The organism is Wenzhouxiangella limi (genome assembly GCF_010499265.1).
Classification (GTDB): domain Bacteria; phylum Pseudomonadota; class Gammaproteobacteria; order Xanthomonadales; family Wenzhouxiangellaceae; genus Wenzhouxiangella; species Wenzhouxiangella limi.
On sequence record NZ_JAAGSC010000044.1, the window covers coordinates 423579 to 436520 of the forward strand.

Here is a 12942-nt window from a genome sequence, read left to right on the forward strand (position 1 = left end):
TGACCGGTCGTCCGGAGATTCAAGCGAATGGCAGCACAAAACCCCGTTCAGTCCAACTCACCGCTGGCCCTGCTTGATACGGTTCCGGGCCTGCGCCCGCTGGTGCTGCTGATTGGCCTGGCGGCGGCCGTGGCGGCCGGTGTCGGGATCGTGCTGTGGTCGCAGGAGGGCAGCGAGCGGGTGCTGTTCAGCAACCTGACCGAGCGCGATGCCGCCGAGGTGGTGGGCGCGCTGGATACTTCGGCAATCCCGTATTCCTACGAACCCGGCAGCGGCGTGATCACCGTGCCGTCGGACCAGGTGCATTCGGCCCGGCTGATGCTGTCGGCCGAAGGCCTGCCGAACGGGGCCGGCGTCGGCCTGGAAATGCTGCAGGAATCCGACGGGCTGGCCAACAGCCAGTTCATCGAAAGCGCCCGCTACCAGCGCGCGCTGGAAATCGAGCTGCAGCGCACCATATCGAGCATCAATGCCGTCAGCGGCGCGCGCGTGCACCTGGCCATCCCGCGCCAGACCGTGTTCGTGCGCGAGCGCACGCCGGCCAGCGCCTCGGTGCTGCTGGAACTGCACGCCGGTCGGCGGCTGGAGCCGGGGCAGGTCGAGGCCATCGTCAACCTGGTGGCCTCTTCGGTGCCGGACATGGAGCGCTCGCAGATCTCGGTGATCGACCAGCAGGGCACGCTGCTGTCGGCCGACCGCTCCGGCGGCGACGATGGCGCCGCCGACGGCGCCGACCGCCAGGTGCAGCGGCTGGAAGATCGCCTGGCCCGCCGGGTGGAGGATCTGCTCTCGCCCATGGTCGGCATGGGGCGGGTCCGGGCCCAGGTCGCGGTGGACATGGACTTCACCAGTTCCCAGGAAACCCAGGAACTCTACGATCCGGACAACCCGGTGCTGCGCAGCGAGCAGAGCAGCGAGGAAATCCGGTCGATCTTCGATCCGGCCGTCGGGGTGCCGGGTGCGGTGGCCAACCAGCCGCTGCTCGAAGACCTGGCCGGCGTCCTCGACGAGGACAACGAACAGGAATCGGTCCCGCTGTCGCGCCAGAACCTGCGCAATTTCGAGATCAGCCGGACCATCCGCCACATCCAGTCCGGACCGGGCGAGGTCGATCGCCTGTCGGTGGCCGTGGTGGTCGATCAGCCGCGCGCGGCCGATGACGGCGACAACCAGGTCGAGGCCTACAGCGACGAAGAGATGGAGCGCATGACCGGTCTGGTGCGCGAGGCCGTGGGCTTTGACGCCGAGCGCGGGGATTCGGTCAGCGTGGTCCAGGCGCCGTTCCGCGCCCTGGAGATGGGGGACGAGGTGGAGTTTGACAGTCCCGGTTTGCTGGATCGGGTTGATTTCATGGGCATTTTCCGCATCATGGCCAGCGTGGTAATGGTCTTGATGCTGATCTTGCTGGTGGTGCGGCCGCTGATGAAGACGCTGTCCTCGCCACCGCCACTGCGCACCCTGAGCCTGCCGGGCGCGGCCCAGGGCCAGGCCAGCCTGCCGGCCGCCGAGCAGGCCTACGAACCCGACAGCGGGGGCGGCGGCCAGCGCCGGGCCGGCTACCAGGAAAGCCTGAATACCGCCCGGTCGGTGGCCAGCCAGGACCCCAAGCGGGTCGCCAGCGTGGTCAAACAGTGGGTCAACGAAGGTGGCTGAACGGCAAGCCGATTTGAGCGGCGCCGATCGCGCGGCGATCCTGCTGATGTCGCTGGGCGAGGAGCAGGCCTCCGAGGTGCTCAAGCACATGGGCGCCAAGGACGTGCAGCGCATCGGCGCGGCGATGGCCGCCATGCAGGCGGTCAACCGCGACCAGGCCGAGGAGGTGCTGGAGGCGTTCGTCACCACGGTCGAGGACCAGACCGCGCTCGGCGTCGGGTCGCACGATTACGTGCGCCGGGTGCTCAACCAGGCCCTGGGCGACAAGGGGGCCAACCTGATCGACCGCATCCTCATCGGGCGCGACAGCAAGGGCCTGGAAAACCTCAAGTGGATGGATCCGCGCAGCGTGGCCGAGCTGATCCGCATGGAGCATCCGCAGATCATCGCCATCGTGCTGGCCTACCTGGAAGCCGACAACGCCGCCGAGGTGCTGGCCTCGCTGCCCGAGCGCATCCGTCCCGACGTGATCATGCGCCTGGCCACGCTCGACGGGATCCCGCCGTCGGCGTTCCAGGAGCTCGACGAGGTGCTCGAGCGCCAGTTTGCCGGCAGCGACAACGTCAAGTCGTCGATGGTCGGCGGCATCCGCTCGGCCGCCGAGATCCTGAACTTCGTCGACGGCGCCAACGAGCAGCTGGTGCTCAAGACCGTGTCCGAGGCCGACGAGAATCTGTCGCAGCAGATCCAGGACCAGATGTTCGTGTTCGAAAACCTGCTCGACGTCGACGATCGCAGTATCCAGACGCTGTTGCGCGAGATCACCACCGACACCCTGGTGATCGCGCTCAAGGGCGCCGACGACGAGCTGCTCGACAAGTTCGTCAGCAACATGTCCAAGCGTGCCGCCGAAATGCTGACCGAGGACCTGGACGCCAAGGGCCCGGTGCGGCTGTCCGAGGTCGAGGCCGCGCAGAAGGAAATCCTGGGCGCCGCCCGCCGCCTGGAAGAGCAGGGCGAGATCAACCTGAGCGGTTCCGGCGAAGAATATGTCTGAAATCCTCTCGCGCGAGTGGCTGGATGACGTGACCGCCTGGCAGCCGCCGGACGTGCGCCGTCCCGGCCAGGCGGTGGCGCCGAACAAGCCTGCGGCCCGGCCACGAACCATCCACAGCGCCGCTGAACTGGAGCGCTTGCAGAAACAGGCCTGGGAAGAGGCGCATGCCGCCGGCCGGCGCGAAGGCCTGGAAAAAGGCCTGGCCGAGGGCCGCGACGAGGTGCGCCACCAGGTCCGGATCCTGAAGTCCATGATCCAGGCGGTCCAGAAGCCGCTGGCGGCCATCGATGACGAGGTCGAGCAGGAGCTGGCCTCGCTGGCCGTGGCGATTGCCCGTCACGTCATCGACGACGAGCTGCGCAGCGACCCGGCGCGCATTGTCAAGCTGGTGCCGCAGGCGATCGCCGATCTGCCCGCCGGCAGCCGCGAGGTACGGGTGCGCGTCCATCCCGACGACGCAGAGCTGCTGCACGAGCACCTGCCCGACGGCGACGGCGAGGCTTCCTGGTCGCTGGTCGAAGACGCCGCCGTCCGCCGCGGCGGGTGCCGGATCGACAGCCCGACTTCGAGCGTCGATGCCACCCTGGAGACCCGCCTGGACGCGGTGGTGGCCCGGGTCTTCGGCGAAGACGACGACGCCGACGACGGCGGAGCGCCGGCGTGAGCGGCGCTGAGCGCGCGCACGGCTGGTCGCGCAGCCTGGGCGCACGCCGCGCCGGGCTGGAAGGCGTCGAGACCTATGCCGCCTGCGGAAAGCTCAAGCGCGTGGTCGGCCTGACCCTGGAGGCGGTGGGCTGCGAGGCCTCGCTGGGTGATCGCTGCTGGCTGCTCGATGAGCACGACCGCAAGCGCGAAGCCGAGGTCGTCGGTTTCGCCAACGACAGCCTCTACCTGATGCCGATCGAGGACCTGCGCGGGCTGTCGCCCAACGCCCGCGTGATGCCCGGCGGCAAGGCGCTGGATGCGCCGGCCGGCAACGCCCTGCTGGGGCGGGTGATCGACGGCGTCGGGCGGCCGCTGGACGGGCGCGGCCCGCTGCGCGCCCGGGAAAGCACGCCGCTGGCCGGCCGCGAAATCAACCCGCTGGAGCGCGCGCCCATCCGCCAGCCGCTGGACGTGGGCATCCGCGCCATCAATACCCTGTTTACCGTCGGTCGCGGCCAGCGCCTGGGGCTGTTTTCCGGCTCCGGGGTGGGCAAGTCGACGCTGCTGGGGATGATGACCCGCTACACCGAAGCCGACGTCGTGGTGGTCGGTCTGATCGGCGAGCGCGGTCGTGAAGTGCGCGATTTCGTCGAGACCACGCTGGGCCCGGAAGGCATGCGCCGGGCGGTGGTGGTGGCTACGCCCGCCGATCGCCCGCCGCTGATGCGCATGCGCGGCGCCTGGCTGGCCACGGCGGTGGCCGAGCATTTCCGCGACCAGGGCAAGAAAGTGCTGCTGCTGATGGATTCGCTGACCCGTTTTGCCCAGGCCCGGCGCGAGATCGCCCTGGCCGTGGGCGAGCCGCCGGCGACCAAGGGCTATCCGCCGTCGGTGTTCACGACCCTGCCGACCCTGGTCGAGCGCGCCGGCAACGGCCCCGACGGCGGCGGCTCGATCACCGCGTTCTACACCGTCCTGGTCGAGGGCGATGACGCCAACGACCCGATCGCCGACGCTGCCCGCGCCATCCTGGACGGGCACATCGCGCTGTCGCGCAACCTGGCCGAGGCCGGGGTGTATCCGGCCATCGATGTCGAGCGCTCGATCAGCCGGGCGATGGCCGAGATTACCGGCGATGACCACCAGGAACAGGTTCGCCGCTTCCGGCAAATCTTTGCCACCTATCGCCAGAACGAGGACCTGATCGCGGTCGGCGCTTACCGTCGCGGCGCCGATCCCAGAATCGACGAGGCCGTCGCCAAGTACCCGTTATTGCTGGACTTTGTGCGCCAGAAGACCGCCGAAAAGGTGTCTTTCGAGCAAGGCCTGGCCGAGCTGGACAAGACCCTGGGGGCCGATGTCTCGACCGGCAAGGGGGCTGGCACGGGCGTTGCAGCTAGTGTTGGCGCAACGACCGCGTCGCCGGCTGGCGCCGAGAGCGGTTCGTGACCCGCTCGAAGCGGCTGTACCGGATTGCCGACCACGTCGGCCAGGACCAGGAAGCGGCCGCGCGCGAGCTGACTCGACTCGGCGGCCAGCTGCAGGAGCACGAAGAACAACTCGCGCGACTGCACGAATACTGCCAGGGCTACCACCAGCAGTTGGCCGAGGCCCAGGCTCGCGGCGGCAGCGCCGCCCGGCTGGCGAACTATTCGCAGTTCCTGGCCCGGCTGAACGAGGCCATCCGCCAGCAGGAGCACAACGTGGCTTCGGCCGGCCGGGCCTTCGAGCAGCAGCGCCAGGTCTGGATTGAGGCCCGGGCGCGGGTCAAGGCGGTGGAAAAGGCGGCCGAGCGCTGCGCCGCCGAGGAAGCGCGAACCGAAGAAAAGCGCGAACAGCGCCACAACGACGACTTGAATCTGACTCGACTGATGCGAGGAAAGCAATCATGATGCCGCAGAATCTCGATGCCCTGGTTTCGACCCTGTCGGGCCTGTCCGGCACCGCCGGCAACCGTCCGGGCGAGTTTGCCGGCGAGGCCGGTGTGGCGGCCTGGGCCGAGGCGCTGGCGATGTTCGAGCAATTGGGACAGGAGGCGACAGCCTTGGGCGCGGAAGGCGGGCAGGCGAGCGAGTGGACAGCGAAGTTGGCCGAGCTCGCGGAGTTGACGGAGCTGGCAGCCGATGAGGAAGGCGGGCAGGCGAGCGACTGGACAGCGCGGTTGGCCGAGCTCGCGGAGTTGACGGAGCTGGTAGCCAATGAGGAGGGCGTTGTGCCGGAAGATCTGGCAGCAGAATTCACCGCTTTGTTCGACGTGCTGGAAACGGGTTCCGGGAGTACAGAAGCGCAACCGCATTACAGTGACGATTTCTGGCCTTCGGCCGGGGAGATGATGCTGCTGCATCAGGGCATCAGCCCTTGGGGTGAAAGTCCGTCTGCCGAGCAACAGAAGTGGCTGGATGAAGTTGGCCCCTATCTCAACATCCCGGAGCTGACCTCTTCCTATGACGGTCCTGTTGAGGTTGATCGTGATTTCACGCTGGTCAACTTGGCGGCCGCCGCCGGCGGCGACCTCCAGAGTGCTTTCCGAGATGGATGGCTCGGGCGGGCCACTCCGGAGGTCTCGCGCAACATTTACGAAGTGAGGTGGAATGCCTGGGAGCAAGGTGCTCTCCGAATACAGTCTGAGAACGGCATTAAGTCGGCAAGGTCCACAAAGACCGAAGACGCGGTTTCGATCACGATGCTGCAGGTCCAAGAGGCTTTGAAGCAACTCGTTGAAGCTGACGCGCTGCCTGATGTGGAGGCGATGGTCAGAGAGGCAGATGCTGTCGACGCGCAGCCGAAGCTGCACGACATCAAGCCCAAGGAATTGTTGTCGCAGCTTCATCAACTTCTGAAGTGGGACCTAGAATCTGGTTCTGGCTCTATTGCGGAGGCCCTCACTCGAGCCACGGGGGCGCAGTCTGCGGCCGCAGCTCAGGAGAGTCTTGATCGTGAGCAGTTACTTTCCCAGTTGCGGCGCGTGGTGTCGGAGACGCTTCCCGGCGCGTCCGGCCGCCAAGACAGTGACGCGTTGCCGGAGAATTCGCCAAGGCAGATGGTTTCAACTGAACTGAGCCGACGGGAACAGATCTTTGGGCGGATCGCGGAAATGCAGGCTATGGTGCGCGACGGCGACGGGATACAGAATCGCGGCATGCCTGAGATCAATCGCGCGGTGCTGTTGTCGCAGCAGTTGCAGAATGCCGGTAACGCGATTCAATCCGCTCCGACGGAGCAACCCACACTATCGAGGGGAGATGCCTCGCCCGGGTCTTTGGCGACCGCTTCAACCACGCCGGCGCGCGATCCGGCCCTGCCGCCGACCGCGCAGCTGCTGGGCCAGCCGGGCGCGAGTGCCGGCGAGATGCGCGCGGCCGCCGAGCAGGCGATGCAGCGGGTGGTGTGGATGGCTGCCCGCGAGCAGGGCGCAAGCCAGGCCCGCCTGCAGCTGCACCCGGCGCACCTGGGCAAGGTCGACGTCAAGCTGGAGGTGCAGGGACGCGAGGCCAGCGTGGTGCTCAACGTCCAGAACGGTCCGATCCGCGAGGCCATGGAGGCCATGCTGCCGCGCCTGCGCGAGCAGCTTGAGCAGCAGGGCATCAACCTGGGCGATGCCTCGGTGTTTGATTCCGAGCCCGACGATGCCTCGCCCGAGGAGCATCGCGGCGCGTTCGCCGGAGTGGTGGACGGCGGTGGTGAGGCCGAGGCTGATGAATTACCGGTGCAGGCGGAACTGAACCTGCGCGGCCGCGGCCTGCTCGACGCCTATGCCTGATTCGGGGGGGTGTGCGCTAAACCATTGATTTGAAGAGAAATTGGCCGGTGACGGGGCGCTGTCACCGGCCGTCAATTTTCCGGCGCCTGGATCTTATGCCGCGTGGCACGCCTTTTGCTTTTCCTCCTGTGGTAAAAACGGGTCAGATTTCATCAGTGGAGCACCCAGAAGCATGGCCAGAGGCGACAACCGGCAAGCGGGCAGACGACGACCGATCGACGACGAGCCCGAAGAGGAAGTCGTTGAGGAGCAGCCCAAATCCCGCAAGAAGATGTGGATCATCATTATTTCGCTGTCCACGCTGCTGTTGCTGGGCGGGGGCGGCGCCGGGGCCTATTTCTTCGTCTTCGCCGAGGACGACCCGCTGGGCCTGTTCGGCGGTGGCGAGGCCGCGGCCAATGAGCCTGAGCCGCGGCAGCCGCCGATTTATTACGGCATGGACCCGGCCTTCGTCAACAATCTGTCCGGCACCGGCGGGCGGCGCTTCATGCAGGTCAACGTGCAGCTCATGGCCCGGGATCCGGAAGTGATCGCGGCCGTGGAGCGACACGAGCCGGTGATCCGCAATGACCTGATCATGCTGTTTTCCGATCAGACACTGGAGTCGGTCGACACCACAGAGGGCAAGGAAGCGCTTCGCCGCGACAGCCTGGAGACGGTCCGCGAGATTCTTGGCGACAACGACGAACCCGACGAGGTCGAAGAATTGTTCTTTACCTCGTTCATCGTTCAGTAGGCAGCCTTAAGCCATGGCCGAAGACATCCTCAGCCAGGACGAGATCGACGCGCTGTTGCACGGCGTCGACGGCGGCGATGTCGAAACCGAGACCGGCGTCGAGGCCGACGGCGAGTTCAAGCCCTTCGATCTGGCCAGCCAGGACCGGATCGTGCGCGGGCGCATGCCCACGCTGGAAATGATCAACGAACGCTTTGCCCGCGCCTTCCGCATCGGGCTGTTCAACATGCTCAGGCGCTCGGCCGAGATGTCGGTCGAAAGCGTGCAGATGATGAAGTTCCAGGAGTACATGCATACCCTGCACGTGCCCTCCAGCCTGAGCCTGATGAAAGTTCGCCCGCTGCGCGGCACCAGCCTGCTGGTGATGGACGCCAAGCTGGTCTTTTCGATCGTGGATACCTTTTTCGGCGGCAGCGGGCGGTTCTATACCCGCATCGAGGGACGCGAGTTCACCCCGGTCGAGATCCGCATCATCGAGCGCATGCGCCAGCAGGTATTCGACGATCTCAAGGAAGCCTGGAAGATGGCGCTGGACGTGGACTTCGAGTTCATGAACATGGAAGTCAATCCGCAGTTTGCCAACATCGTCAGCCCGTCGGAAATCGTGGTCGTGACCCGTTTCGGTATCGAGCTGGAAAGCGGCGGCGGTGAAATGCACGTGACCATGCCGTACTCGGCGATCGAGCCGATCCGCGAGATCCTGGACTCGGGCATGGCTTCGGACCGGATGGAAAAGGACGAGCGCTGGGCGCGCGCGCTGAGCGAGGAAATCCGCGACGCCATGGTCGAGATCAAGGTGGAGTTGTGCCGCAAGACCATGACCCTGCGCGATCTGATGATGATGCGGCCCGGCGACGTGATCCCGATCGACCTGCCCGAGACCATGCCGCTCATGGCTTCCGGCGTGCCGTGTTTCCACGGCGTGGTCGGGCGCAGCGACGATCGCTACGCGATCAAGATTACCGACCGGATCGACGGCGAGCTGGCGCCGCCCCGGAAACGCAAGGCGAAGGAGGCTTGAAGCAGCCATGAACGATGAAAAGGAATCGACCGAGGACCCGGGAACGGACGACAACGTGCCCGAGGCGATGAGCGAGGAAGAAGCGGCCCAGATGGCGGCTTTCGAAAACCTGGAGGATGATGCCGAGCCCCATCACGGAGACGTCAACCTGGAGTTGATCCAGGACGTGCCGGTGACCCTGGCGATGGAGGTCGGGCGCACCGAAATCAGTATCCGCAACCTGCTGCAGCTCAACCAGGGGTCGGTGGTCGAACTCGACCGCACCGCCGGCGAGCCGCTGGATGTCTACGTCAACGGCACGCTGGTGGCTCACGGCGAGGTGGTGGTGGTCAACGAAAAGTTCGGTATCCGCCTGACCGACGTCATCAGTCCGTCCGAGCGCATCAAGAAGCTGCAATGAAACCGCGGCTGCGCGCCTTGCACCTGGCGGCCGCAGCCTCGCTGGCCGCGCTGCCGGCCGCCAACGCACTGGCCCAGCCGGGCCAGGCCGATGCCGCCCAGAGCCTGACCCGGGTCACGGTGGGGATGCTCGCCGTGGTCGTGCTGATTTTCGGCCTGGCCTGGGCGGTGCGGCGTTTTTCCTTTCTGAAGGGTTTCCAGGGCGACGGCAACAACCCGATCCGCAACCTGGCCCAGCTGTCGGTCGGCCCCAAGGAGCGGGTCGTGCTGATCGAGGTCGAGGGCAAGCGACTGCTGATCGGCGTCGCACCCGGTCGAATCACGCGTCTTGACGTGCCAGACGGCGAATCCGCCGAGGCTGGCAAGGACTTTGCTACGCATCTGCAGGCAAGTCGCGAGGCGCGAAAAAAATGACACGGTTTGGCCTGTTCGCCGGCCTGACCCTCCTCATCATTCCGAATCTGTTGATGGCCACCCCGGCCAATCTGCCGGGCATGGAAGTGCTGACCATTACGCAGACCGATGAGGGCGGCCAGACCTGGAGCCTGACGCTTCAGGTTCTGATCCTGATGACGGTGCTGACGCTGCTGCCGTCCATCGTGCTGATGATGACCTCGTTTACCCGCATCATCGTGGTGCTGGCGATCATGCGCCAGGCCATGGGGACGGCGACGACGCCGCCCAACTCGGTGCTGATCGGACTGGCGCTGTTTCTGACCTTTTTCATCATGTCGCCGGTGCTCTACGAGATGAACGACGTCGCCGTCCAGCCGTACCTGGCCGAGGAGATGACGCTGCAGGAAGCCTACGAGGAGGGCCGCGAACCGCTCCACCGCTTCATGCGCAACCACGTGCGCGAGCGCGACCTGGAGATGTTCGCCGCCATGGCCGAGCATGACGAGAGCTTCGAGGAACCGTCCGACATCCCGTTTTCCATCCTGGTGCCCTCGTTTCTGACCAGCGAACTCAAGACCGCCTTCCAGATCGGCTTTCTGATCTACATCCCGTTCGTGATCATTGACCTGGTGGTGGCCAGCGTGCTGATGTCGATGGGCATGATGATGCTCTCGCCGATGCTGGTCTCGCTGCCGTTCAAGCTGATGCTGTTCGTGCTCGTCGACGGTTGGGGGCTGATTACCGGCACACTGGCCGCCAGTTTCTTTCCGGGAGTGATTTAGCCATGACGCCAGACCTTGTGATGGATATCGGCCGCGAGGCCCTGTGGACGATTGCGCTGCTGCTGGCCCCGCTGCTGCTGTCGGCCCTGGCCGCCGGCCTGACCATCGGCATGTTCCAGGCCGCGACCCAGATCAATGAAATGACCTTGAGCTTCATCCCCAAGCTGGCGGTGCTGATCCTGGCGATGGCGCTGGCCGGTCCGTTCATGATCGATCTGATCGTGAACTACATGCGCGAACTGGTCACCAGTATTCCGACCCTGCTTGACCTGAACTGACGGTGTCGTGATCGAGTTCAGCGAAACGCAGCTGCTGTCCTGGATCGCGCAGTTCCTGTGGCCGTTCTTTCGCATTGCCGGGATGCTGATGGTCGCACCGTTGTTTGCCTCCAGCTTCATCCCGGTGCGCATTCGTCTCGTGGTGGCGCTGAGCCTGTCGGCCGCGATCGTGCCGATGCTGCCGCCGCCGCCCGAGGTCATCCCGTTTTCTGCCCAGGGGCTGTTCATCGGCGTCCAGCAGCTGGTCATCGGCATGGCGGCGGGCTTCGTGCTGCAGCTGGTCTTTGACGCCATCGTGGTCGGTTTTCAGACCGTGGCGATGAGCATGGGCCTGGGTTTTGCGGTGATGGTCGACAACCAGCGCGGCCAGCAGGTGCCGATGCTCAGCCAGTTTCATTTCATCATCGCGATCCTGCTGTTTCTGGCCATGGATGGTCACCTGATGATGATCGGGCTGTTGATCGACAGCTTCGAGCACCTGCCGGTGGGCGAGGGCGGGCTGGATCCTGAATCCTTCCGCCAGATTGCCGCCTGGGGTACGCACATGTTCGCCGGCGCCCTGCGCGTGGCTTTGCCGGCCGCAACGGCGATCCTGCTGGTCAACCTGTCGATCGGCGTCATCAGCCGGGCGGCACCGACGCTGAACCTGTTCGCGGTCGGTTTTCCGATCACCATGCTGACCGGCTATCTGGTGATGATGGTCAGCCTGCCGATGCTGGATTTCTCGCTGCGCCTGCTGCTGGAACAGGCCTGGGCGTCGATTTTCGCGCTGTGGGGGGGGTAAGCAGTGGCCGAGAACGACACCAGCCAGGAACGCACCGAGGAGCCGACCCCCAAACGCCTGGACGACGCCAGGAAAAAGGGCCAGGTCCCGCGGTCGCGCGAGCTGAGCATGACGCTGGTGATGCTGGTCGGCGCGATCTCGCTGCTGTTTCTGGGCAAGCGCCTGGCCGCGGGTATGGCCGAGGTGATGCGTACCGGGTTCGGTTTCGACCCGTCGCTCATCGCCCGGCAAGACGCGGTCGTCGGGTATTTCGTCGATCAGGTGATGACGGCGATCGTGATGCTTGCGCCGCTCATGATCATTCTCATGGTGACCGCGATCATGGCGCCGGCAACCACCGGCGGCTGGAATTTCAGCGTCCAGGCGCTGCAGCCCAAGTTGGAGCGGCTGGATCCGCTCAAGGGCTTGAAGCGCGTCTTCGGACCCAAGGGCCTGATGGAACTGCTCAAGACCCTGGGCAAGTTCCTGGTGGTTGGTATTGCTGCGGCGATTCTGATCTCCAGCCTGGCCGAGCGTTTCGCCGGCCTGTCGGCGCTGGATTCGGTGCCGGCCATGGCCGAGGCGACGTCGATGGTGGGGTTTGCCCTGATCGTGCTCAGCGCGGTGTTGATCATCATCGCCGCGGTCGACGTGCCCTTCCAGCTCTATCAGCACACCAAGCAGCTGAAAATGACCCGGCAGGAGGTCCGCGACGAAATGAAGCAGACCGAGGGCAAGCCGGAGGTCAAGGCCAAGATCCGTCAGCTGCAGCAGGAGGTCGCCAGCCGGCGAATGATGGAAGACGTGCCCAGGGCTGATGTGGTGATCACCAACCCGACCCATTTCGCCGTCGCCCTGCGCTACGAGGCCGGCCAGATGGACGCGCCGGTGGTGGTCGCCAAGGGCGCCGACCTGGTCGCCGCTGCGATTCGACGGGTGGCCGAGGAAAACGATGTGCCGCTGCTCGAGGCCCCGCCGCTGGCGCGCGCCTTGTTCCACGCCGCCGACATTGGCCAGGCCATTCCGGCCGGTCTGTACGTGGCCGTCGCCGAGGTCTTGAGCTGGGTCTACCAGATCCGCCGCCTGTCCGGCAGCGGCCACGAACCGTCGCCGCCGGACATCGAACTGGACGAGGCCGAGTGGGTGCCGAAGCGTTTCCGCGGCGGTGACGGTCGGGGGGGTGCCCGGGCCCCGAGCACGTGATCCTCTCGGCGCTTCGGGCGGTTGTTGGGCTTGGGTTGGTGGCCGGCACCGAGCACGTGATCCTGTCCCGGCGCTGCGGGCGAACGCGTTTGGTGGTAAGGCGTGGGCTGGTGGCGCCCGGGTGCCGGGCGAATGGCGCTGACGAGGGTTCTGACAGGCTGCGCGCTGCGGGCGTGGCCGCCTGGCTGGGCGCGCGGATGGGGCGTGCTGGTTGCCGCGCCCTCCGGTTCGGAACAGGATCCCGCGCTCGGTGCTGGAGGGGTTGGTGCCGGGGCGCCGAGCACGTGATCCTGTCCCGGCGCTGCGGGC

General features: G+C 66.0%; 14 protein-coding genes. All 14 read left to right on the forward strand.

Features of this window, described 5'->3' with window-relative positions; translation table 11 throughout:
- Positions 1-27 precede the first annotated feature (27 nt).
- The 14 genes from fliF to flhB all read left to right on the forward strand — a co-directional run bounded on the left by fliF (position 28) and on the right by flhB (position 12633).
- Positions 28-1653: a flagellar basal-body MS-ring/collar protein FliF gene (gene fliF / locus G3I74_RS15550; RefSeq protein ID WP_164212502.1), complete on the forward strand. Its 1626-nt coding sequence runs from the start codon at positions 28-30 to the stop codon at positions 1651-1653.
- Positions 1646-2650 (forward strand): flagellar motor switch protein FliG, encoded by a 1005-nt coding sequence (fliG, locus tag G3I74_RS15555; RefSeq protein ID WP_164212503.1) that lies wholly within the window; start codon positions 1646-1648, stop codon positions 2648-2650. The genes fliF and fliG overlap by 8 nt, the downstream gene beginning before the upstream one ends.
- Positions 2643-3314 (forward strand): FliH/SctL family protein, encoded by a 672-nt coding sequence (locus tag G3I74_RS15560; protein ID WP_164212504.1) that lies wholly within the window; start codon positions 2643-2645, stop codon positions 3312-3314. Before fliG ends, G3I74_RS15560 begins: the two co-directional genes overlap by 8 nt.
- The gene (gene fliI / locus G3I74_RS15565) at positions 3311-4744 is read left to right on the forward strand and encodes a flagellar protein export ATPase FliI (protein ID WP_164212505.1); all 1434 of its coding nucleotides are present in this window, start codon (positions 3311-3313) and stop codon (positions 4742-4744) included. Before G3I74_RS15560 ends, fliI begins: the two co-directional genes overlap by 4 nt.
- Positions 4741-5187, forward strand: a complete 447-nt coding sequence (gene fliJ, locus G3I74_RS15570) for a flagellar export protein FliJ (protein ID WP_164212506.1) — start codon at positions 4741-4743, stop codon at positions 5185-5187. The genes fliI and fliJ overlap by 4 nt, the downstream gene beginning before the upstream one ends.
- On the forward strand, positions 5184-7055 hold the full coding sequence (locus G3I74_RS15575) for a flagellar hook-length control protein FliK (protein WP_164212507.1): 1872 nt from the start codon (positions 5184-5186) through the stop codon (positions 7053-7055). Before fliJ ends, G3I74_RS15575 begins: the two co-directional genes overlap by 4 nt.
- Before the next feature lie 172 nt (positions 7056-7227).
- A complete protein-coding gene (locus tag G3I74_RS15580; protein WP_164212508.1) occupies positions 7228-7791 on the forward strand; it encodes a flagellar basal body-associated FliL family protein in 564 nt (187 codons plus the stop codon).
- A 13-nt stretch (positions 7792-7804) separates the two neighbouring features.
- A complete protein-coding gene (fliM, locus tag G3I74_RS15585) occupies positions 7805-8812 on the forward strand; it encodes a flagellar motor switch protein FliM (RefSeq protein WP_164212509.1) in 1008 nt (335 codons plus the stop codon).
- Positions 8733-9212, forward strand: a complete 480-nt coding sequence (gene fliN, locus G3I74_RS15590; RefSeq protein WP_420823082.1) for a flagellar motor switch protein FliN — start codon at positions 8733-8735, stop codon at positions 9210-9212. Before fliM ends, fliN begins: the two co-directional genes overlap by 80 nt.
- Positions 9209-9625 (forward strand): flagellar biosynthetic protein FliO, encoded by a 417-nt coding sequence (fliO, locus tag G3I74_RS15595; RefSeq protein ID WP_164212510.1) that lies wholly within the window; start codon positions 9209-9211, stop codon positions 9623-9625. The genes fliN and fliO overlap by 4 nt, the downstream gene beginning before the upstream one ends.
- Positions 9622-10389, forward strand: coding sequence for a flagellar type III secretion system pore protein FliP (fliP, locus tag G3I74_RS15600; protein ID WP_164212511.1), 768 nt, complete (start codon positions 9622-9624; stop codon positions 10387-10389). The genes fliO and fliP overlap by 4 nt, the downstream gene beginning before the upstream one ends.
- Before the next feature lie 2 nt (positions 10390-10391).
- Positions 10392-10667 carry a flagellar biosynthesis protein FliQ gene (fliQ, locus tag G3I74_RS15605; RefSeq protein WP_164212512.1) on the forward strand — a complete coding sequence of 92 codons (276 nt, stop codon included), beginning with the start codon at positions 10392-10394 and terminating at the stop codon, positions 10665-10667.
- Positions 10668-10674: 7 nt separating this feature from the next.
- Complete coding sequence (gene fliR / locus G3I74_RS15610) at positions 10675-11451, forward strand: flagellar biosynthetic protein FliR (protein ID WP_164212513.1); 777 nt, start codon at positions 10675-10677, stop codon at positions 11449-11451.
- A 3-nt stretch (positions 11452-11454) separates the two neighbouring features.
- Complete coding sequence (gene flhB / locus G3I74_RS15615) at positions 11455-12633, forward strand: flagellar biosynthesis protein FlhB (RefSeq protein ID WP_164212514.1); 1179 nt, start codon at positions 11455-11457, stop codon at positions 12631-12633.
- The last annotated feature ends 309 nt before the right edge of the window (positions 12634-12942 follow it).

What these genes read in the sequence shown, in the direction of transcription:
- fliP (WP_164212511.1), top strand. Translation starts at nt 9,622, where the DNA reads ATGACACGGTTTGGCCTGTTCGCCGGCCTGACCCTCCTCATCATTCCG.
- fliQ (WP_164212512.1), top strand. Translation starts at nt 10,392, where the DNA reads ATGACGCCAGACCTTGTGATGGATATCGGCCGCGAGGCCCTGTGGACG.
- G3I74_RS15560 (WP_164212504.1), top strand. Translation starts at nt 2,643, where the DNA reads ATGTCTGAAATCCTCTCGCGCGAGTGGCTGGATGACGTGACCGCCTGG.
- fliM (WP_164212509.1), top strand. Translation starts at nt 7,805, where the DNA reads ATGGCCGAAGACATCCTCAGCCAGGACGAGATCGACGCGCTGTTGCAC.
- G3I74_RS15575 (WP_164212507.1), top strand. Translation starts at nt 5,184, where the DNA reads ATGATGCCGCAGAATCTCGATGCCCTGGTTTCGACCCTGTCGGGCCTG.
- fliO (WP_164212510.1), top strand. Translation starts at nt 9,209, where the DNA reads ATGAAACCGCGGCTGCGCGCCTTGCACCTGGCGGCCGCAGCCTCGCTG.
- G3I74_RS15580 (WP_164212508.1), top strand. Translation starts at nt 7,228, where the DNA reads ATGGCCAGAGGCGACAACCGGCAAGCGGGCAGACGACGACCGATCGAC.
- fliF (WP_164212502.1), top strand. Translation starts at nt 28, where the DNA reads ATGGCAGCACAAAACCCCGTTCAGTCCAACTCACCGCTGGCCCTGCTT.